Below are 21,930 nucleotides of genomic sequence, written 5' to 3'. Positions count from 1 at the left end.
TGTAAAAAATGTTCCGGGTGTTTTGATTATTTTAAAAAGTTAGCCATTCCGTACAAAAATTAGCGGTAAAATACATTGACACAGCCCATGTCATTTGATATATTTTTTTAGAAGCAAAGGCGATTAATTAAATACACACTACCTCTGAGGGAGTAGTTCGCGTATCATTACATATACGTGGTTTGTCAACAGACCGGTCAATAGACCTGGCAAACATTAAAGAATGAGACTCAAGTATGCAGCACACAATAAAGCTATATAAGCCATATAATTATAGCTTTATAAGGTTTCGTGTCTGCATGCGAGGGTCTCATTTTTTCATATGCTTATCCGGGAGAAATTAATCGCCGCACACTAGGCAAAAGGGAGAAAAATATGGTATTATTTATTGAAATCCTGCTCATAGGAGTAGGTTTGTCAATGGACGCCTTCGCAGTATCCATCTGCAAGGGACTTGGAATGACAAAGGTAAACAGAAAGCAGGCGCTGACAATCGGTCTGTATTTCGGAGGATTTCAGGCGCTCATGCCGTTTATCGGCTATATGCTGGGCATCCGCTTTGAGAAGTACATCACAAGCATTGACCACTGGATAGCATTCATTCTGCTGGGATTCATCGGTGGAAAGATGGTTTATGAGGCAGTAAAGGAAAAGGATGATGACTCTGTCGTGGAAAAAGACCTGGCGCTCAATCAGGGAGAGATGCTTCTGCTTGCAATTGCGACAAGCATCGATGCGCTTGCAGTCGGAATCATGTTTGCATTTACCTATGACAGCTTAAACATCTACTGGGCTATTGCAATCATCGGACTTACAACCTTCGTGCTCTCAATCATCGGAGTCATAGTCGGAAACTTTTTCGGCAATAAATATAAAAAGAAATCAGAGATAGCCGGAGGAATCATTCTCATACTCATAGGTGTGAAGATATTGCTTGAGCACCTGGGGTTTATAAGCTTTTAATGAGCGTGTTATGATATGACAGAAACTGTGGCTGGGATTACATTTCAGATCCTATAAGAAATGAAATAATATAGAATACAAAAATAAAAAAATGGAGGATTCAACATGGAAAATTTCATCAATAATGCACCGTTTATAGTGGTGCTGCTCTGCCTCATAGTGGGCTTTGTGTTTTTGGTAAAGGGCGCAGACATGTTCGTGGAGGGCAGCTCAAGCGTGGCAAAGCGCTTCAAGGTGCCGTCACTTATCATTGGACTGACAATTGTTGCGATGGGAACTTCGCTTCCTGAAACAGCGGTCAGTGTGGCAGCATCCATAGCACACAACAATACGCTTGCAGTCAGCAACGTGACAGGCTCAAACATATTTAACCTTATGGTAGTAATCGGCGTGTGCGCTTTGATGACACCGATAGTGGTGGATGGAGCATCATTAAAAAGGGATTTCCCATTTTCGATGATATGTGCCATTTTACTTCTTGTCATGGGAACAATCGGCATGACACTCGGCAGAGTGGACGGGATAATACTGCTCGGCTGCTTTGCAGGATATATTTTCTACCTTATCAGACACACATTAAAACAGAACAGGCAGTCATCAGATGAGGAGGTCGATGAGATACCGCTTATCTCAATGCCAAAAGCAGTGATTTTCATCCTGATCGGAGCTGTCGGTATCGCAGTAGGCGGAGATGTCGTAGTAGACAGTGCAAGCCGCATAGCGATTGACCTTGGAATGAGCCAGACACTCGTCGGACTGACCATCGTATCTATCGGAACATCGCTTCCGGAGCTTGTGACATCAATAGTCGCAGCCAGAAAAAACGAGGTCGATATGGCACTCGGAAATGCAGTCGGCTCATGTATTTTCAACATACTCATGGTGCTCGGAATTGCATCAGCCATCAGCCCGATAGCATTCATACAGGAAAATATCATAGATATTATCGTGCTTGTGGTATTTTCACTCATCGTGTGGATTATGGCATGGACAAAGCGTGAGATAAAAAGAGGCGAGGGTATCATCATGCTGCTAATGTATGCAGCATATACAGCGTATATTATTATACGATAGGGTAAAATACCTTTTGAACCTTTAATGCATAATATTACTTAGAAAATGTGCAGATACTTATTGAGTATCTGCATATTTTTTAGTCAAATATATGCATAAAGGAGGAAAATATGCAACAAAATATGTCAATGCAAAATATATCAATAGTAAATAGAAAATTTCCCACAAATTTTACACAGCCACCTCAATATATTTTCAATTATTTGTTACGCTTATAAGTGCAGAAATAAAGATTACAAAACATGTACGAATATTTTTATGAAAAGCAGACTATAATTTATGATTAAGTAACAAAACAGGAGGCAATAATTTGACATACGATGAGATAAAAAAGAATAAGGAGGTCTGTGAATGTTTAAAGAAAGGGAATGAAAACCTTGGAGTATTGGGCTTTACAGACCATTCGGTAGCTCATTGCACAATGGTAGCCAAAAGAGCAGCATATATATTAAAGAAATTCGGCTACAGCGAATCTGATATTGAAATGGTAAAAATCGCGGGATTTATGCATGATATCGGAAATGTGGTAAACAGAAGCCGTCATGCGGAATATGGTGCAATACTGGCAAACGAGATACTCAAAGAAACAGATATGAGTCTGAAGGATAGGATAACGGTTGTGTCTGCGATAGGACATCATGATGAGTCAACCGGAGGGGCAACGGATCCTATTTCAGCAGCACTCATCATAGCAGATAAAACCGATGTGCGCAGAAACCGTGTAAGGAACAAGGCAAAAGAAAATTTTGATATACACGACAGGGTAAATTATGCAGTAACAGATGCAGCTCTTAAAATAAATATGGATAAAAAAGTCATAGCGCTTAATCTGCAGATTGATACGAAAATCTGCTCTATGTATGAGTATTTTGAAATTTTCCTGGGTCGAATGATGATGTGTCGTGGCGCAGCGGAGGTGCTAGGTGCAACTTTTAAGCTTACGGCAAATGGTTCAAAGGTGTTGTAGAAAATCGGATTTCAGATGGATAGGTTATCCTTTTTGTTGATGAATTAATTCAAGGATTCAGAATAGGTATTATAACAGTGGCAGAGTATACATCATTTTCATGATGGATCACGCAGAAACCACCGCATGCCTCGGCTGAGTCCTTTACATTTTTCAGACCATATCCGTGAATAAAATCTATTTTTTCAAAATCATCAGGTGCCTTGTCAGGATCTGCAATCACATATGTGTTTGCAACGTGTATGGTAAAGGTGCCGTCTACAGTTCTTACCGCAACCTTGATATTTGCTCCGATTTGTCCACGGCAGGCATTAAGCGCATTATCAAGCAGATTTCCGAGAATGATAGTCAGGTGATAATCATTGACAGGAATAGTGGCTTTGTCAAATTTCAGATTGGTGTGCAGAGTGATACCTTGGGCTTTTGTCTGAAGCAGCAGGTTGCTTACAAAGGCATCTATAACGAGATTTCCTGTATTAATAGTACAATAGCGTGATTCGAGGTCGTGCATAATCTCTTTAGAATAAGGGATTATATCGTCATATTTTTTCTCAGTAACACAATTTTCAATATAAAACAGATGCTTTTTGGTGTCGTGCATAAAGCTACGTATATTTTTGTAGGCAGCACCCAGTTGCTCGTATTTGTTGCGCTGAAATTCAATCTGTTCTTTTTGGATGGTAAGCTGAAAGCGGAGCTCTTCGTTTTCGAGGACGTTGTAAAACAATATATAGTTCATAATATTTATAAACAATACAAAGGCTGCTAAAATGAAAAAGGCAGACGGAATATTTATATTTAGATATAAAATTGGTTTTGATAGTAACAGGCACATAGAAAGTACCGGAATAACCAATAAAATTATTGTATAACTTAAAGAATGAACAAAAGCCTCCTTTTTCCAGATAAAATGAATCAGTATTGAAAAAATAAGGAAAAACATATTCGCCATAAGCGATATATTGGAGAATACTAAAAAATCCATAGTATCTTTTTCGACTCGATATGAGTAAATGCTTGTAATAATGTAATACGAAAAAGCTTCAAAGATAGAGCATAATATAGTAGTACTGATGGATATAAGTATTTTAGTTCGCAAATTGGCTGAATAAAGAAAACTTAGGCAGAAACAAAGTAAAGATGATAAGGTTAAACGTAAATAAACTGCCAGTGTCGATGTATTGCCAATTAAAATAGATGTAATGGCTGCATAAATAGTAAAGCTGCATACAAATATGAGAAGTATTATATAATATGGCAGTTGGGATTTCTTCTTTCCAAGAATTGTCTGAAAAAATATAAAGGCTGCTGCACCGGACATCATGCTGTCCAATAAATTCAACAATACTATTTTCATAAACTTGTCTCCTTAAATTTATAATATATTAATAATGTGCTGAGAGTAGATATTTTGTAATTCCTTGGATCTTCTCCGGCTGATTGGAAGTTCAAAGCCGTTATTCAGTAAAAGCCGCGTGGAAGTAATTGATCTGATCTGGTGTAAATTTACCAGAAATCCTCTTGAAGGTGAAACAAATCCGTGAGAAGAAAGTCGTTTTTCTGCTTCGGATAAAGTGCCTTTGGATATCAATGCTCTGTCAGTAAGTTGATATCTGAGATGTAACTTATTTTCTTTCATTGATGAAATATAAAGAAGATCGCTTAAAGGTACAAAATTTTTTTCACCATCAGTATCAATTATAACGATACTTTTTGAGTTTCGATATAATTTTTTGATAATATTGTTAAAAAGCTTGTATATAGCTGTATAGTCGACCGGTTTTGTTATGAATTGAAATGGCTGGACTTCAAAGCTTTCGTGCATATATTCCGGATAGGATGTTGTAAATATAATGAGCAGATCATCATCCATATCCCGGAGTTGTCTGGCAAGTTCCATACCATTTATGTCTGGCATTTCTATATCCAGAAGTACTATCTGATAGAGATGATTCTTGTAGTCTGAAAGTATATCACTCGCTGAAAAATAAGATGATACGACAATGTTGTTATCAGTTTCTATTGTGTATTGTAAAATATTCTTTTTCATTATTGCGATATCGTTTGTATCATCGTCGCATATTGCTATATTAAGATTCATGATGCCTCCTTATATTTGAAATATATCCGGTATAAAGACCTGTTGCGCATATTATGAGACTTAAATCAATAAAAATTAAACCTTTATTCCAGTGTAACAAAAGTGACAGAATTGTAAATATGGAATTGAAGAAAAAAATAATATAGGTTTTTTTCCGGGCTGTCTTTTTAGCTGACTTACTAAATACTTTGTTAGGTGTGTCAACAGGTGAAACCACTAATATTAAAATCCAGCAAATAATATATATGGGTATCAAGATATATGCAGAAATCATAGGTATAGTGGCAATAGTTAAAAGATATATAGAAAATACAGTATATGATAGTATATAGCATGAAATACGTGTTTTGCAATGATACCCACCGGTTACAGCACGTAAAGATCCTGTAATGATAATATATATTGTAACGGCTATCGGATGGTGAAATAAAAAACCTAAAGTTAATAGTGATAAATTGTATAATATGAAATTAAACATGTAGTCAAAAATATAAGCATATGCATCACTAAAATGAGATTCAATAATTCCATTTAAAACATATTTTTCGGATAAGCATTTTCCAATAGATTTCATAGCTGGTCTCCTTACATAAAATTATGAATAAATCTATTATATATTTTTTTATAAAGAAATTGTAATTTATGGATAAGTGGATGAAAACGAGGAGTGAGTGGTTGATAAGACCGCTCACTCCTCATTTTTGACTATTAAGAAGAAATACAGTTATATGAGAGAAAATGAGGTAATATGAAAGTGCCAATTGACAAGCATAATACGAAGGAGGAGGCATTAAAATTTGAAAGAACATAAGAAAAGTCAGACCAAAGAAAAGAATTTGTTATGCCGGTTAGCAGAAATCGTTGCACCGCAGGCATTAGAATTTTGCTGGGGGCTTTATTATCAGCCTAAGGAGCCTGACAAGATGAGAGAATTTGTAGCAGCAAGTAAAAGAAATGATATTTAGATTGGAGGTTAGTTTATTATGAAAAAAACAATAATGGCTTTATTCATGTCTGGAATAATAATGACAACGGGAATTCCTGTACTTGCGAATAATTGTCGTGATACCTACTTGCCTAGTAAAGTTGTTTCATTTAGCTATAGTACGTCTGCATATACAGAGCTAAGAGATAAGACTGATGCATCGTCACACTATATATATAATCAATCGGGATTTGATTTATGGGTGCAGTCTTTAACATCTGGAGATATCAACAAAACAGTTAATGGACGTGCAATTATTCCTAGTGGAACGCAAAGAAGAATAAGGAATACAATAAAAGAATCTGGATATTTACAGTGTAAACTTGGAATCACATCGGCAAAGTCTGGGGTTAGCGGAAGAGTAAGTGGAAAATGGAGTCCTGATTGTGCAGGGACATATCAGGCTGCTAATTAGAAAATAAAAATTATGAAGTACGTTTTATCATAAATATATTATAGTATGATAAAACGTACTTTGTGATATAAGGGCCAAAAGATATACTTAAAAATGCAAGCATGCAAGCATCAAGGATACTTTTGGATTTTTCAATCATTTTATTGAATTATAAGTGGTAGGAGAAAATTTATGGATAAGAGAAAAATATTCACTGCAATCATGGCAATTTCAATGCTTATAACCACATTTTCAGGCTGCTCGTCAAATCAAAAACAAAGCTACGTCAACCTGGGTAAAGGTGATGAAAGCGATAGACCTGAGGTTGAGGATATAGTGATAGATAATGAAAGTGATATTTATAATATTGGAGATGAAATTCAGGTGAAAAACGTGGATTACGGCACAAATAGAGAATACGTTGCCAAAAGTTATATTGTAAATAGTGTAAAAATATATGATACTGCGGCTGAAATTGATGGTGTGCAGGATAAACTTATAGAAACCGATTATTATATGGGAGCTGATCCCGAAAAGCCTGCGATACTGAAAAAGGATGAGGTGGCCTGCGGAAAGCTTCTGCTTTGCGATATATCTGTAAAAAATATCGAGGATGAAATATGCACTGTTGGGGATATTTCCCTGGTATATGAAATTAATGGTGCCTGTCAGCTTTTAGGGTATCCGATTTATTTTTCAAATGCAAAGGACAATGAGCATGGGATATATGATTATACACTGGTGCAGGGGCAGTCGCTTGATGCTCAGATAGGATTTTGTGTAGATCCGGCATTGCTGCAGATTGATAATATGGACTTAAGCAAGCTTTATCTGTCGGTAAACTTTAATGGTGATGAAGAGAACAGGCAGTTTATAGATCTCAGATTGGAGTAGCATATGAAAAATGTATTACAAATTGAGCTTAACAAGGCGATTAAGACCAGATATTTTGCCATATCCATAATCATAGGAACTATTATTGGCATAGTAGGACTGGTTTATAATGTAAATCTTGTATACAACAGTCAGATATATGATGGTATCAATCCTTGTTATGAGGGATTTACGCTATTTAATCATTGGATTGGTGGTGAAGGCTTTTCGCTGGGGTCATCACTATACTTTTTTGTGTTTCCGCTGCTTATCGCATTGCCGTATGGCTGGTCATTTTGCGGAGAAAAAAATAGCGGATATATGCGTCAGATGCTGGTAAGAGCAGGAGAGAAAAGCTATCTGACAGCCAAATTTCTGGCAACATTTATTGCCGGTGGTCTTGCAATGGTAGTGCCGTTAATCATCAATTTTATGCTGACTGCGATGTTTATTCCGGCAATAACACCTGTTCCTACATATGACACTATGTATGGTGTTTTTGGCAATTCTCTATTTTCAAGCTTGTATTATACACAGCCATTTGCTTATGTAGCGGTATATATGCTGGTTGATTTTATGTTTTGTGGAGCTTTGGCATGTATTACGATGCTGTCGGCACTATTTATTAAATATAAATGGGTTAATTGTATTTTTCCGTTTGTTGTCTGCATGGTATTAAATGTACTTAATAATATGTTGTTTTCAAATACTCCTGGGGCAGAAAATTATCAATTTTCACCATTTTATTTTACCAAATGTGTACAGACCGGATATCCGGCAAAACTTTGGATCATAGTTTTAATGTCTATGTTAATGGCTGCTATAACAATTGCGGTTAATATGGTTTTGATGCATAAAAAGGATGTAATGTGAGGATGCATATATGAAAATGTGGAAATTGTTATGTTATGACATAAAATATGGCTGCATAAAAAACCTGAAATTATTATTGTTTCCGGTTATATTTGAAATGGCTGTACTGTTTATGCTGTGGCAGAAAATGAATTCGTATGCGCAGTATGGTATAAGTACACAAAAGCATATGGGAGATGTTCTGCTATATAATTTCGGTGGTATGGAAAAATATAAAATGTCTATGGAAAATGTGTTTCAATTTCCAGTGACATGGATGCTGCTTTTTGTAATGATACTTTTTGTGACTCTGAGTTATCCCATGAATAATTTATGCGGTTTCGGAAATAAGCTTCTGATAAAGGGAAAAAGCCGTGTGAAATGGTGGCTGTCAAAATGTATATGGAATCTGCTCTGCAATATTATTTTCTTTGGGATAATTTTTACATTAATTCTGTCTTTTTGCAGTATAAGCGGCATACAGTCCGGAATGCAGGTAAATACAGATATGCAGACTGTTCTTTTTAATCTGGGGGCAGATACGTCACTTAAGCCAGATGCAATAATGCCGGTTGGAGATATAGTAATGGTGTTTATGTTATCTGTAGCAATATGTCAGATACAAATGGCACTGGGACTCTGGCTTAAGCCGATATACAGTTTTATGGTAATGTGCATGGTTTTGCTGCTGTCAGCATATTTTCAAAGCCTGTTTGTTATTGGAAATTATGCAATGCTGATAAGGCATTTGTGGATAAATGAGGATGGTATAGATTGCAAAGTGGCAATCCCTGCTATGTGTTTGATAATATTTATAACAGTTATAGTGGGTGTGATAAGGTTCAAAAAGTATAACATTATTCAGGAGGAAAACTAGAATGGCACATATAGAGGTAGAAAAGCTTTGTAAAACAATCAATAAAAGTATAGTGCTTGAGGATATAAATCTGGATATGTCATCAGGAAAAGTATATGGATTTCAGGGAATAAACGGCTCGGGAAAGACAATGCTTATGAGAGCACTTATCGGATTGATCCGTCCAACGAGTGGCAAGGTGTGTATTGATGGCAAAGAACTTGGAAAAGATATAGATTTTCCGGAGAGTATTGGATTTTTACTGGAAAATCCTGCATTTTTGGATATGTATTCCGGAGAGGATAATTTAAAGCTTCTTGCAAAAGTGGATGGTAATGTGGATAAAAAGAGCGTGGAGAATGAAATACGTGGATTAATTGATGATGTAGGACTGGGGCAGGCGGGAAGGAAAAAATATAAAAAGTATTCACTTGGAATGAAACAGAGACTGGGGATTGCGGCAGCAGTTCTTGGAAATCCCGATATCGTAGTATTAGACGAGCCGACAAATGCCCTGGATGATGATGGAAAGGAAATGGTTAAATCAGTTGTTAGAAAACAGAAAGAGCGGGGAGCACTTGTGATCATTTCATGCCATGATATGCAGACATTGGAGGAATTATCTGATGAAATTGTAAAACTTAAGGAGGGCAGGATATGCGGGTGAGAAAAAGAGTGCTTATTATTTGCGGGTTAATTTTGCTTATTCTGTATACAGCTCGTGTAATTGTGGTTAATAAAAATGCTGATAGAGTGCCGGTATACATATATGATGTGGGAGAAACTGTAGATTTTAGAAATGATTATGTGGATACTGTTGAAGAGTGTATCGACGGATATGCTGTACAGGTTCTGGGCTATGAGGTAGTAGATACAAGAGAACTTTATGAGCGTTATAATATGGGGCAGGCAGATGAAGCAACAGTAAAAAATACTCCATTTTATTGTCTGTTAAAGGTTCGTATCTATAATAAAGACTGCGACCTTGGAGAGGAAGGCGGGCTGATGCTGGATCGCTATAGTCTTATGGGCGATAATTATATGGCACTTGTGAGTGAGAATGTTTTTTGCACAATGTACCCTGATATGCCGGGAACATCGTTTTCACTTAGAAAGGGAACAAGCATGGAATTTGAGCTGCCTTATCCTATTACAAGGACTGAGGGCTGTACAAAAGAGGATATGCAGAAAAAAGCACCAATGCTGGAAATCTCTGAGTTTCCAAATAGAAAGCTATTGAAAGCAGGGTGAGCCTGCTCTATTATTTTGCAGTTACAAGTACAGAATGCATTTTAAAAGATTGGTAAAAGAAAAGTTGATTTACAACAGTTGACAATTTAAAAGCCACATGCTACTCTAGAAATGTATGAGATAAAAGCGACGAAAAAGAGAGTACTTTTATGGCAGATTTACAGAGAAATCCCACACAGGCTGAGAGGGGATGACCTAAAGTAGGAGGAACATGGCTTTGGAGCAGCAGTATCGAACCATTGGCTAGATACTGACAGGAACCGCCTGTTATAGCGGAAAGAGGCGCAGCAGAGCCGGCAAAAGATGCTAGATGATTTTGATAGCTGTGTGAAGAGAAGTGGTACCACGATATAATCGTCTTCTTGGGAGTTTTCTCCTGAGGAGGCGTTTTGTTTTATTATTACGGCTTCGCACGTAATATATTGAATTGCCGGAGAGCATATAGTTGTTCTGAGGAAATAAATATAGTATTTTTTCTGAGGAATATACTGTATGTGATACGGCATTATAGAAGACTATATGTGCGAAGCATTAAAAACAGGAGGAAACTAAATTGGCAAACAAAGGTAAATATTACATGACAACAGCCATTGCGTACACATCAGGCAAGCCTCATATTGGAAACACATATGAGATCATCCTTGCAGACGCAATCGCCAGATACAAGAGAGCAGAGGGATACGACGTATATTTCCAGACAGGAACAGATGAGCACGGACAGAAAATCCAGGAAAAGGCTGAGGCAGCCGGAATTTCACCGAAGGAGTATGTAGATCAGATTTCAGGTGAGGTAAAGAGAATCTGGGATCTGGTAAATTCATCATATGACAATTTTGTCCGCACAACAGATGAGGACCATGAGAAATGTGTAAAGAAAATCTTCAAGAAGCTTTACGATCAGGGCGACATCTACAAGGGCTCATACGAGGGACTTTACTGTACACCATGTGAGTCATTCTGGACAGAGTCACAGCTCGTGGACGGAAAATGCCCGGACTGCGGACGTGAGGTACAGCCTGCAAAGGAGGAGGCATACTTCTTCAAGATGAGCAAATATGCAGACAGACTCATCGACTATATCAACACACACCCTGATTTCATCCAGCCGGTTTCAAGGAAAAACGAGATGATGAACAACTTCCTGCTTCCGGGACTTCAGGATCTTTGCGTATCAAGAACATCATTCAGCTGGGGAATTCCGGTAGATTTCGATCCAAAGCATGTAGTGTATGTATGGCTTGATGCCCTCACAAACTATATTACAAAAATCGGTTACGATCCTGACGGATCATCAGAGCTTTTCAAGAAAAACTGGCCTGCAGATCTGCACCTTATCGGAAAAGATATCGTGCGTTTCCACACTATTTACTGGCCTATTTTCCTTATGGCACTTGACCTTCCGCTTCCAAAGCAGGTATTCGGACATCCATGGCTGCTTCAGGGCGGTGACAAGATGAGTAAGTCAAAAGGAAACGTTATCTACGCAGACGATATGGTCAGGCTTTTCGGCGTGGATGCCACACGTTACTTTGTGCTTCATGAGATGCCATTCGAGAACGACGGAATCATCACATGGGATCTTGTAATCGAGAGATTCAACTCAGACCTTGCAAACATACTTGGAAACCTTGTAAACAGAACAGTTTCCATGAGCAATAAGTATTTTGACGGCATCGTAAAGAGCACAGGCGCAACAGGCGATGCAGATCAGACTGCCATTGACGCAGATCTTAAGGCTGTTGTTACCGGCACAAGAGATAAAGTGGCAAAGAAAATGGAAGGACTTCGTGTGGCAGATGCCATCACAGAGGTATTCGCACTTTTCCGCCGCTGCAACAAATACATCGACGAGACAACACCTTGGGTGCTTGCAAAGGACGAGGCACAGCAGGATCGTCTTGCTGAGGTGCTTTACAACCTCACAGAGTCTATCACAATCGGAGCAAGCCTGCTTCATTCATTCCTGCCTGAGACAGCAGAAAAGATTGTGGCACAGCTTAACACAACACTCCGTGAGTTCGATGACCTTGACAAATTTGGTCTTTATGAGAGCGGCACAAAGGTTACAGACAAACCTGAGATCCTCTTCGGCAGATTAAAGGCAGAGGATGTGATGCCTGAGGTAGAGAAAATCCAGGCGGTACAGAAAGCAGAGTTTGAGGCTGAGCAGGCTAAGCTTGCTGCAGTTGAGGGTAAGGCAGCATGTGGCTGTGGTGCAGGTGAAAATGCCGCAGATGGTGCAGACCTTGAGCCGATGGATGTGGAAGCAAAGGAAGAAATCACATTTGATGATTTCGAAAAGCTTCAGTTCCAGGTTGGTGAAATCATAAAATGTGAGGCAGTTGCGAAGTCAAAGAAGCTTCTCTGCTCACAGGTAAAGATTGGAAACCAGACAAAGCAGATAGTATCAGGTATCAGAAAGTACTATTCTCCTGAGGAGATGGTAGGCAAGAAGGTAATGGTTCTCGTAAACTTAAAACCGGCTAAGCTCGCAGGTGTTTTATCAGAGGGAATGCTTCTGTGCGCAGAGGATGCAGAGGGCAATCTCGCACTCCTGACACCGGAGAAGCCAATGCCGGCAGGAGCACCTATTGAGTGATCCGGACGTAAGCGACAAGAAAGGAGTCTCATATGGAATATTTTGATATAGTGGACGAGCAGGGAAATCCAACAGGACAGACCGTAGAGCGCAAGCAGGCGCACAGAAACAATATACTTCATAGGACTGCGCATGTCTGGATAGTCAGACGCCGTGGAAATTCCATACAGATACTTTTGCAGAAAAGGTGCATGGAAAAAGACTCCTTTCCGGGCTGCTACGACATATCAAGTGCGGGACACATACCGGCCGGTGTGGACTATATACCGTCTGCGCTCAGAGAGCTTAGGGAGGAGCTGGGCCTGACAATAGAGCCCAAACAGCTTATCGATTGTGGACTGCACAGACACCATGCAGACGAGGTGTTTCACGGAGAAAGATTCCTGGACAACCAGATAAGCAAGGTATTTCTTTTGTGGCTCGATGTGGACGAAGCGGATATCACAGTGCAGAAGGAGGAAATCGACTCTGTAAAGTGGTTTGACTACGCAGAGTGTAAGCAGGACGTGATAGACGGCACGATTCCAAACTGCATAGATGTGGCTGAGCTTGAGATGCTTGAGCCACACTTTATAGAATGAAATTTTTGTGAAATAATCATAAAAATATATTTTACGTTAAATCAAATTGGGAGGATACTATGAAATCAACAAAAGACTCTCTCTTAGAGGATATCAAGGCAGAATTTGCCGAGGTCAATGCCATGATGGAGGCGCTCGAAGCAAAGGAGCCGGAGGATGAGGCGAGTGAAGCCTATGACAAGTGGATTGGGGAGTGTGAGCAGCTCGCCATCGAGTCAGAATCGCTTATGACACTTATAGATTACAAGATGACACAGGGACTGTAGAGGGATATCCTGTATATATTATACAAAAATAAACACCCGGATATAGATAAATTGCTATATCCGGGTGTTTTTTATAAAGAAAAACTTCAAAAAAATGAAATTAAATATATAAAAAATTGTACAAACCGTGTTATACTTTATACGTTACACTAAATTCAGGTAGGAGAAAAAGATGTTATCAGTAATAGAAAAAGTCAATGACGTGGTCAACAATTTTATCTGGGGCGTGCCTGCGATGATATGTATCATAGGTGTCGGGCTGCTTTTGAGCTTCAGAACGGGATTTATTCAGATTAGAAAGTTTCCGTATGCGATGAAGGTTACGCTTGGCAGGATGCTCAAAAAACGTGAGGCATCCGACGGAGCGCTCACACCGTTTCAGGCAGTGTGTACGGCACTTGCGGCGACGGTCGGTACAGGAAATGTGGCAGGAGTTGCGGGAGCCATCGCAATAGGCGGACCGGGAGCGGTGTTCTGGATGTGGATTTCAGCACTTCTGGGCATGTGCACAAAGTTCTCGGAGGTCACACTTGCTGTACATTTTCACGAGAGAAATGCAAACGGCGACCTGGTAGGCGGCCCTATGTACTATATTAAAAACGGTCTTAAAAAGCACTGGCACTGGCTGGCATATCTGTTCTCAGCGTTTGGCGTGCTCACCGTGTTCGGTACAGGAAACGCTACACAGGTAAACACCATAATCACAGCGATTGATTCAGCTTTATATAATTACGATATAATTTCAAAAGAATCGGCATCTACGCTCAATCTCATATTAGGAATAGTGCTAGCCGCTCTTATTGCGCTTATTCTGCTTGGAGGAATCAAGCGTATAGGCCAGGTTACTGAAAAGCTTGTGCCATTTATGGCAGTGATGTATATTCTGCTGGCACTTGGAGTAGTAATCATCAACTTTAAAGCTATACCGGGTGTATTCGGAGCCATAATAGAGGGCGCGTTCAATCCGTCAGCAGTGACAGGCGGAGCAGTAGGAAGCTTTTTTATGAGCATGAAAAAGGGAGTTTCCAGAGGAATTTTTTCAAACGAAGCAGGTCTTGGAACAGGCTCTATCGCACATGCCTGTGCAGACACCAAAAAGCCTGTAAAGCAGGGCTTCTTTGGCATATTTGAGGTGTTTGTGGACACTATCGTGATATGTACACTCACAGCGCTTGTCATACTTTGCAGCGGAGTTTCTGTGGGCTATGGAGAAGCAGCAGGCGCAGAGCTTACCATCAGCGGATTTACATCCACCTACGGCGGCTGGGTATCAATCTTTACAGCGGTTGCCATGTGCTGTTTTGCATTTTCAACCATCATAGGCTGGGGACTTTACGGAACCAGATGCATAGAGTTCCTATTCGGAACTAAGGCAAATAAGCTGTTCATGGTAGTATATTCGCTTGTTGCGATAGTCGGTGCGACAATGAACCTCGGACTGATGTGGAGCATAGCGGAGACCTTCAATGGCCTTATGGTCATACCAAACCTTATCGCGGTATTTTTGCTTTCGGGTGTAGTTGTAAAGCTGGTGAAGGAATATTTAGCAGGAGAGGGAGCTGCATCTACCTTGAAGAATAGCCGGGAAGAGGCAAAAAGAACATTTTTATAGAATTTGAAGGTATAAGTCATTATGGAAAATAAAATTGATTCATCGTTTGAAAGAAGCCTGCTATTCAGAGTAGTTGCAATTATAGTGTGTATAATTATTGCAGGTATTTCATTTTTTGGACTTGCAAAAAGCTACTCATCGCCTGAGTCAAAAATAAACAAAGAAACTATAAAGTATCTCGATGAAAAGAAAACAACTGCATTGGAGCTGAGCGCAAGTGCTACAGCAGTTTCAACACTTATTACATTAGCACCGGGAGACGACGGAACTCCTGTTGCAAATAAATTAATGGATCTGGCAGGATATTTTCTGATTGTTGTTTCAGCAATATATCTTGAAAAATATCTGTTGACTATTTTGGGCGCACTGACTTTCAAATGGCTTATTCCGGTATCAATGCTCGCGTTGGCAGTATATTTTGGAAGCAAAAAGGAGCTCTTTTGGAAAATAGGTGTAAAAATATTCATTTTTGGTCTGGCAATATATGCGGTTATTCCGGTAAGCGTGCATGTCTCAAAAATGATTTACAGTACATATCAGGAGTCAATTGATGCGACAATCGATGAGGCAAATGATTTAGCGGATGAATCAGAAGCATCAAAGGATGATGATAAGGATAGCAAGAAGAGTAAGGACTCTGAAAGCAGCTTTATAGATAAGGCGAAGGATGCGGTAAACAGTGTGAAAAATACATTGTCAGTTACGGCAGATAGTGTAAAGAACATGGTCAACAAGTTCATTGATGGACTGGCAGTGCTTATAGTTACAACGTGTCTTATTCCTGTACTTGTGATAGTATTTTTTATCTGGCTGGTGAAGCTTGTATTGGGAAGTGCGATATCATCGCCGGGAGCTGTAGCGATGAGGAGAGGAAAGGATAAATAGGAACAGGAACTATGAATATTCCCAAAGATAAGAAACTCTGAGAAATTTAATGACAAACTGTCCTCCCTGTGCTACAATCAACTCAAAGCATTATATTTCTGTAAATACGACACCACAGCAAATTTTTATCGGTGCGTATCACTTTGAAGAGGGCAGACCACTTCGCATTTTTCGACAAAGACATGGAAATTTTCAATGCTTTATGTTACCAGTTAATAGCAGGAAAATTGAAATGTCAGATGTGAAAACATTGCGAGAAAAGCGGGTTGTGGGGATTTTGCCGGCTTTTATATAAGGGATTATTGTACACATTATATACGTGGAAAGCATAAGTATACAGTATTTTTATTCGACTTCAGATTTTCCTGCTCACGCAAGAAGAGGAGGTTAATTTGGGTACAAAGGACTCGAAGGCAAAGGAGTATTTGTCGGACAATACGAGGTTTAGTGAAATCTGTAATTATGTATTGTTTGACGGAGAGAAGGTTATCAAACCGGAGGATTTAAAGGAATGTGACACCACAGAGGTGTTATCAGTTTTCGGTATTGATAAGAAGCAGATTGTTAAGCAGAAATGGAGAGATTTGCTAAAAAGTGTTTCCGTGAAGCATACAGGGCAAATGTATGTTATCTTAATTGGAGCAGAAGCGCAGACAGACATTCATTATGCGATGCCTGTTAAAACTATGATTTATGATGCATTGAATTACGGAGAGCAGGTCAACGAGGCAAAGAAACGCCACCGGAAAAATAAGGATTACAGGTCTTCGGACGAGTTTTTGTCAGGCTTTACACTTGATGATAAGCTGACACCGGTGATTACAATCACACTGTATCTTGGAACTACACAGTGGGATGGGCCAAGAAGCCTTGCAGAGATGATGCCACAGATGGATGAAAGAATACTCCCATTCATCAATGATTACAGGATTAATTTACTGAATCCACTGGAGATTACAGACTTTTCCAAGTTCGAGACAGGGCTCAGGCCATTGTTTGAGTTATTGAAAAATGCGTCAGATGAGGAAAAGCTGAATGATTTAATTACAAACGACGAAACCTTCACAAGGGTTGACGTTGAGACAGTAGCAGCTATCAATCTGTTTGTAGGAACTGACATTAAGTATGATGAAAAGGAAGAGGTGGTAAATATGTGTAAGGCATGGGATGATCATAAAAAGCTTGGCATTCAGGAGGGGATACAACAAGGACTGCAACAAGGAAGATGCCTTGAAGTATATTCACTTGTTCAGGATGGTATATTAGAGCCCGAGGTGGGCGCAAAGAGAGTAAGTATGTCATTAGATGACTTCGTAGACGCAATGCAAAAAGCGGGCTACAAAATTCCTGAATTGGTGTAGTTTGATAGCTTAAAAGTATAACAGTAATTGCCCCGACCTATGTGTGTTGGGGCATGATTTTTATATGACAGGGGAAAGTAGATGTATCTTGTATCTGTATATTTTGACAAGACGGCAGTTCATATTTTACAACGATATATAAATAAAATAGCTGAGAAAACAGGTAATTCATTCATGGTGGATAACAATGTACCGCCACACATGACGATATCGGCAATAGAAGCCCGAAGTGAAAATGCTTTATTGGGAGCAATGGATAATCTGCGAAATTCACTGTTTAATGGGACGATTAGCATTGTGTCAGTTGGACAATTGCTGCCATATGTATTTTATGCCACGCCGGTGCTTAACGGATATTTACAGGATTTATCGGAAAAAGTATTTGATGAGGTGAAAAGCATTCCGGAATCTACAGTGAGCAGATATTACAAGCCAATGAGCTGGCTGCCACATATTACACTTGGAAAGACACTGACAAAGGAACAGATGCAGATGGCATTTTCAGTAATGCAGGAAAGCTTTGTGCCTTTTGAAGCGGCAATTACGGAGATTGGACTTGCCAGAGTTAATCCACATAGAGATGTGGTGCGATGGGAGTTAAAACAGCAGCAATAAAGCCACAGATAAACCGGTTTTTTGAAAGGATAATAAACATGATAATAGATAGAGAACGAGTAAAAAACACATTCGCAGAGTACACATCAGGATATAATGCCACAGACCCAAAGATTAAGCTTAAAATAGACCATACCTATAGGGTAGCGGAGCTTTGCGAGCTGATAGCAAGGAATTTAAAGCTTGATGAATATGAGACAGATGTGGCATGGCTCACAGGGATGCTGCATGATGTCGGAAGATTTGAACAGATTAAGTGCTATAACACATTTAACGATGCACTGTCTGTTGATCATGCCAATTTTGGAGCCGACCTGCTGTTTAAGGAAGGACTTATCGACACATATGTGGATGGATTTCATGATGATAAATACGGCACAATTGTTGAAAATGCGATAAGAAATCACAGCGCTTTCAGGATAGATGAGAGGCTTGACGAGTATACGGTTATGTTTTGCAATATACTAAGGGATGCTGATAAGGTGGATATTTTCAGGGTAAATGTAGATACTCCGGCAGAGGATATATATAATGTGACAACGGAGGAACTGAAAAATTCGCAGGTGAGTCCTGAGGTTATGGCAGCCTTTGATGAGAGGCACGCAGTACTTCGTTCCTGCAAAAAGACCGTGGTAGACCATGTGGCAGGGCATATTGCACTGACATTTGAGCTGGTTTATCCTATCAGTCTTCAGATAGCAAATGAGCGTGGATATCTTGACAAAATGATGGCATTTGAGTCGGATAATGAGGTTACAGGAAAGCAGTTTGAAGAGATAAGAGCGAAGCTAAACGAATATGTGGCGTCAGTCAAACCATTATAGTGACTAATGCAGGGCAGATGAAAAATATAGGGGAAAGGGATATGGCAGGCTGATGGTTGATCATGTTAAGAAGCTTGCCAAAGCGCGTGGCTGCAAGGCAATCATATTGGATTCAGGTATGCCTCGAAAAGCTGCACATACATTTTATGAGAAGTATGGATTTGAGAAAAGCTGTTATGGGTTTGAGTCGTTTTTGGAATAGCAGGTAGCTGAAATATAAAAATATAATGACAAGCTTACTTCTGTGTGCTACAATCAACTCAAAGCATTATATTTCTGTAAATACGACACCACAGCATATTTTTCCGGTGTGTATCACTTTGAAGAGGGCAGACCACTTCGCATTTTTCGACAAAGACATGGAAATTTTCAATGCTTTATGTTACCAGTTAATAGCAGGAAAATTGAAATGTCAGATGTGAAAACATTGCGAGAAAAGCGGGGTGTGGGGATTTTGCCGGCTTTTATATTAGCATACAGTATTTTAATTCGATTTCGAATTTTCCTGCTCACACAAGAAGAGGAGGTTAATTTGGGTACAAAGGACTCGAAGGCGAAGGAGTATTTGTCAGACAATACGAGGTTCAGTGAAATCTGCAATTATGTATTGTTTGACGGTGAGAAGGTTATCAAACCGGAGAATTTAAAGGAATGTGACACCACAGAGGTGTTATCAGTTTTCGGTATTGATAGGAAGCAGATTGTTAAGCAGAAATGGAGAGATTTGCTAAAGGGGGTGTCTGTAAAATATACAGAATCAGTATACATCGTACTGATGGGGATAGAGGCACAGACAGATGTTCATTATTCGATGCCGGTTAAGACCATGATTTATGATGCCATGAATTATGGAGAACAGGTCAACGAGGCGAAGAAGCAACATCAGAAAAACAAAGATTATAAATCATCAGATGAGTTTTTATCAGGGTTTACACTTGAGGATAGGCTGACACCGGTGATTACAATTACATTATATCTTGGAACAAAAAACTGGGATGGTCCAAGAAGTCTTGTTGAGATGATGCCTCATATGGACGAGAGATTTCGGCCATTTATCAACGATTACAGGATTAATCTGTTGAATCCACTGGAGATTACGGATTTTTCCAAGTTCAAAACAGGACTGAGACCACTGTTTGAAGTGCTAAAAAATGCTTCAGATGAGGGAAAGCTGAATGATTTAATTACAAAAGACGAAACCTTTACAAGGGTTGACGTTGAGACGATTGCGGCTATCAATCTATTTGCAGGAACTGACATTAAGTATGATGAAAAGGAAGAGGTGGTAAATATGTGTAAGGCATGGGATGATCATAAAAAACTTGGCATTCAGGAGGGGATGAAGCAAGGAATACAACAAGGAATGCAACAAGGAAGATGTCTTGAAGTATATTCGCTTGTTCAGGATGGTATATTAGACCCTGAGGTAGGGGCAAGTAGAGTAAGTATGTCATTAGATGACTTCGCAGACGCAATGCAAAAAGCAGGCTACAAACTTCCTGAGATGGTGTAGTATAATAGCTTAAAAGTATAGAAATTGCCCCAACTGATTTGTGTTGGGGCATGATTTTTATATGACAGGGGCAGTAGATGTATCTTGTATCTGTATATTTTGCCATGCAGGTGATTAATAGATATTTGCAGGAATTTATTTTGAATATGAAAAGGAATAATTTATGAATTATATAGGCACACAGAATTTTGAAACAAAACGATGCTTTTTACGAAGAATCAAACTATCCGATTATACTATGATGTATGAAAATTGGGCTAAGTATGATGAAGTTTGCAGATACTATCCATTTAATCCTGTTGATGACATAGAAATATATAGGGACAAGGTAAAGCATTGGATATCTAATTATGAGTCGGATTCATATTTTCATTGGGTAATTGAGTGGAAAGAAACGGGAGAATTGATAGGAACAATTAATTTGGGAAATGTGGAAGAAGCATGTCATATGTGTGATACATGCTATATGTTGTCTCCCGGATTTTGGAATAAAGGCATTATGACAGAAGTATTGGAGGCTGTCTTAGATTATGCCTTTGATAGAGTTGGATTTAACAGAGTTCAGGCAGAAGTATTCTATGGAAATGATGCTTCCTCTGCGGTATTAAAGAAATGCGGCATGGTGTTAGAAGGCATTGCCAGACAAAAATACTATAAAAATGGTGAGTATATCGATACTGCTTTATGGGCAATTATTGCAGGTGATAGGTTATATTGAGACAAGAACTGATATTAAGTATGATGAAAAGGAAGATGTGGTAAATATGTGTAAGGCATAGGATGATCATAAAAAGCTTGGCATACAGGAAGGAATACAACAAGGCAGATGCCTTGAAATATATTCACTTGTTCAGGATGGTATATTAGAACCTGAGGTAGGCGCAAGTAGAGTAAGTATGTCATTAGATGACTTCGCAGACGCAATGTAAAAATTAGGCTACAAACTTCCTGAGATGGTGTAATAATTAGAACAAGGATGTTGATAGTAAATATCAATGTCCTTGTTTCTTTGTAGAGCTGTTATGGGTTTGAATTGTTTTTGGAATAGCAGGTTAATAAAGTGAAATTGAAAAATTTGGACTGCACGATGCGATCCACACCAAATCAGCATAGTGTCATTGACATTTTGCCAATGTGTAGTATAATACTTATACAAGAGATTGCCAGTTTGTCCTCCGGTGTCCTTCGGACCCGGGGGCTTTTTATATATAGGAGGTACCATGGCAGATAAATCATACAAAAAGTATTAAAAATTTCTCCGTTTTAGGGATTGTACGTGCCAAAGATGGCGCCTATACTTATGGAACTAATGATGCATACGCCATAGCTATAATGTTTGCGCTATTACTAAGCAAATC

At 39.1% G+C, this 21,930-nt stretch carries 24 protein-coding genes and 1 other annotated feature; of the genes, 21 read left to right on the top strand and 3 right to left on the bottom strand.

All coding sequences use genetic code 11. From position 1 onward, the window contains the following. The first annotated feature begins 375 nt into the window (after positions 1-375). The 3 genes from EUBREC_RS14410 to EUBREC_RS14400 all read left to right on the top strand — a co-directional run bounded on the left by EUBREC_RS14410 (position 376) and on the right by EUBREC_RS14400 (position 3,004). Entirely contained in the window at positions 376-963 is a 588-nt protein-coding gene (locus EUBREC_RS14410; RefSeq protein ID WP_022293515.1) for a manganese efflux pump MntP, read from the top strand. Between the two features lie 105 nt (positions 964-1,068). Next, positions 1,069-2,037: a calcium/sodium antiporter gene (locus tag EUBREC_RS14405; protein ID WP_012743967.1), complete on the top strand. Its 969-nt coding sequence runs from the start codon at positions 1,069-1,071 to the stop codon at positions 2,035-2,037. A 310-nt stretch (positions 2,038-2,347) separates the two neighbouring features. Then, positions 2,348-3,004 carry an HD domain-containing protein gene (locus tag EUBREC_RS14400; RefSeq protein WP_012743966.1) on the top strand — a complete coding sequence of 219 codons (657 nt, stop codon included), beginning with the start codon at positions 2,348-2,350 and terminating at the stop codon, positions 3,002-3,004. Between the two features lie 49 nt (positions 3,005-3,053). Here EUBREC_RS14400 and EUBREC_RS17830 read toward each other — a convergent pair whose 3' ends face one another. From EUBREC_RS17830 to EUBREC_RS14385, 3 genes are all read right to left on the bottom strand, one after another. Further along, positions 3,054-3,758, bottom strand: coding sequence for a sensor histidine kinase (locus EUBREC_RS17830; protein WP_167527333.1), 705 nt, complete (start codon positions 3,756-3,758; stop codon positions 3,054-3,056). Positions 3,759-4,379: 621 nt separating this feature from the next. Further along, positions 4,380-5,105, bottom strand: coding sequence for a LytR/AlgR family response regulator transcription factor (locus EUBREC_RS14390; protein WP_012743964.1), 726 nt, complete (start codon positions 5,103-5,105; stop codon positions 4,380-4,382). After that, positions 5,095-5,679 (bottom strand): accessory gene regulator B family protein, encoded by a 585-nt coding sequence (locus tag EUBREC_RS14385; protein ID WP_012743963.1) that lies wholly within the window; start codon positions 5,677-5,679, stop codon positions 5,095-5,097. The genes EUBREC_RS14390 and EUBREC_RS14385 overlap by 11 nt, the downstream gene beginning before the upstream one ends. A 223-nt stretch (positions 5,680-5,902) precedes the next feature. On the opposite strand from EUBREC_RS14385, the gene EUBREC_RS17130 reads away from it, so the two are divergent. The 18 genes from EUBREC_RS17130 (at position 5,903) to EUBREC_RS14300 (ending at position 21,290) form a co-directional block, all read left to right on the top strand. Next, positions 5,903-6,070: a cyclic lactone autoinducer peptide gene (locus EUBREC_RS17130; RefSeq protein WP_012743962.1), complete on the top strand. Its 168-nt coding sequence runs from the start codon at positions 5,903-5,905 to the stop codon at positions 6,068-6,070. Between the two features lie 18 nt (positions 6,071-6,088). After that, entirely contained in the window at positions 6,089-6,505 is a 417-nt protein-coding gene (locus tag EUBREC_RS14380; RefSeq protein ID WP_012743961.1) for a DUF2712 domain-containing protein, read from the top strand. Between the two features lie 171 nt (positions 6,506-6,676). Continuing rightward, on the top strand, positions 6,677-7,378 hold the full coding sequence (locus EUBREC_RS14375; protein ID WP_012743959.1) for a DUF5027 family lipoprotein: 702 nt from the start codon (positions 6,677-6,679) through the stop codon (positions 7,376-7,378). Between the two features lie 3 nt (positions 7,379-7,381). Beyond that, a complete protein-coding gene (locus EUBREC_RS14370) occupies positions 7,382-8,230 on the top strand; it encodes a hypothetical protein (protein ID WP_012743958.1) in 849 nt (282 codons plus the stop codon). 10 nt (positions 8,231-8,240) lie between these two features. Then, positions 8,241-9,086: a hypothetical protein gene (locus EUBREC_RS14365; RefSeq protein ID WP_012743957.1), complete on the top strand. Its 846-nt coding sequence runs from the start codon at positions 8,241-8,243 to the stop codon at positions 9,084-9,086. A 1-nt stretch (position 9,087) separates the two neighbouring features. Beyond that, on the top strand, positions 9,088-9,732 hold the full coding sequence (locus EUBREC_RS14360; RefSeq protein WP_012743956.1) for an ABC transporter ATP-binding protein: 645 nt from the start codon (positions 9,088-9,090) through the stop codon (positions 9,730-9,732). Further along, positions 9,723-10,316: a DUF5028 domain-containing protein gene (locus EUBREC_RS14355; protein ID WP_012743955.1), complete on the top strand. Its 594-nt coding sequence runs from the start codon at positions 9,723-9,725 to the stop codon at positions 10,314-10,316. Before EUBREC_RS14360 ends, EUBREC_RS14355 begins: the two co-directional genes overlap by 10 nt. Positions 10,317-10,436: 120 nt before the next feature. Beyond that, positions 10,437-10,681 (top strand) — a binding site (T-box leader). Positions 10,682-10,893: 212 nt separating this feature from the next. Continuing rightward, on the top strand, positions 10,894-12,915 hold the full coding sequence (gene metG, locus EUBREC_RS14350) for a methionine--tRNA ligase (protein ID WP_012743953.1): 2,022 nt from the start codon (positions 10,894-10,896) through the stop codon (positions 12,913-12,915). 32 nt (positions 12,916-12,947) lie between these two features. Beyond that, entirely contained in the window at positions 12,948-13,496 is a 549-nt protein-coding gene (locus EUBREC_RS14345) for an NUDIX hydrolase (protein ID WP_012743952.1), read from the top strand. 59 nt (positions 13,497-13,555) lie between these two features. Next, positions 13,556-13,762 (top strand): hypothetical protein, encoded by a 207-nt coding sequence (locus tag EUBREC_RS14340; protein ID WP_012743951.1) that lies wholly within the window; start codon positions 13,556-13,558, stop codon positions 13,760-13,762. 172 nt (positions 13,763-13,934) lie between these two features. Beyond that, positions 13,935-15,374, top strand: coding sequence for an alanine/glycine:cation symporter family protein (locus tag EUBREC_RS14335; RefSeq protein ID WP_012743950.1), 1,440 nt, complete (start codon positions 13,935-13,937; stop codon positions 15,372-15,374). 21 nt (positions 15,375-15,395) lie between these two features. Continuing rightward, positions 15,396-16,259, top strand: coding sequence for a hypothetical protein (locus EUBREC_RS14330; protein WP_012743949.1), 864 nt, complete (start codon positions 15,396-15,398; stop codon positions 16,257-16,259). 392 nt (positions 16,260-16,651) lie between these two features. Further along, positions 16,652-17,620 (top strand): hypothetical protein, encoded by a 969-nt coding sequence (locus EUBREC_RS17825; RefSeq protein ID WP_012743947.1) that lies wholly within the window; start codon positions 16,652-16,654, stop codon positions 17,618-17,620. A gap of 81 nt (positions 17,621-17,701) precedes the next feature. Continuing rightward, positions 17,702-18,235, top strand: a complete 534-nt coding sequence (locus EUBREC_RS14320; protein ID WP_012743946.1) for a 2'-5' RNA ligase family protein — start codon at positions 17,702-17,704, stop codon at positions 18,233-18,235. Continuing rightward, entirely contained in the window at positions 18,211-19,059 is an 849-nt protein-coding gene (locus EUBREC_RS14315; RefSeq protein ID WP_022293834.1) for an HD domain-containing protein, read from the top strand. Before EUBREC_RS14320 ends, EUBREC_RS14315 begins: the two co-directional genes overlap by 25 nt. 52 nt (positions 19,060-19,111) lie before the next feature. Next, positions 19,112-19,261: a GNAT family N-acetyltransferase gene (locus tag EUBREC_RS14310; protein ID WP_012743944.1), complete on the top strand. Its 150-nt coding sequence runs from the start codon at positions 19,112-19,114 to the stop codon at positions 19,259-19,261. A gap of 330 nt (positions 19,262-19,591) precedes the next feature. Continuing rightward, the gene (locus tag EUBREC_RS17820; RefSeq protein WP_167527332.1) at positions 19,592-20,572 is read left to right on the top strand and encodes a transposase; all 981 of its coding nucleotides are present in this window, start codon (positions 19,592-19,594) and stop codon (positions 20,570-20,572) included. A 163-nt stretch (positions 20,573-20,735) separates the two neighbouring features. Next, positions 20,736-21,290 (top strand): GNAT family N-acetyltransferase, encoded by a 555-nt coding sequence (locus EUBREC_RS14300; RefSeq protein ID WP_012743942.1) that lies wholly within the window; start codon positions 20,736-20,738, stop codon positions 21,288-21,290. Positions 21,291-21,930 lie beyond the last annotated feature (640 nt).

The sequence above is a fragment of the Agathobacter rectalis ATCC 33656 genome, from assembly GCF_000020605.1.
GTDB lineage: Bacteria > Bacillota > Clostridia > Lachnospirales > Lachnospiraceae > Roseburia > Roseburia rectalis.
The sequence above is the reverse complement of the archived record's forward strand: the minus strand, read 5'-3'. Positions and strand labels throughout refer to the sequence as shown.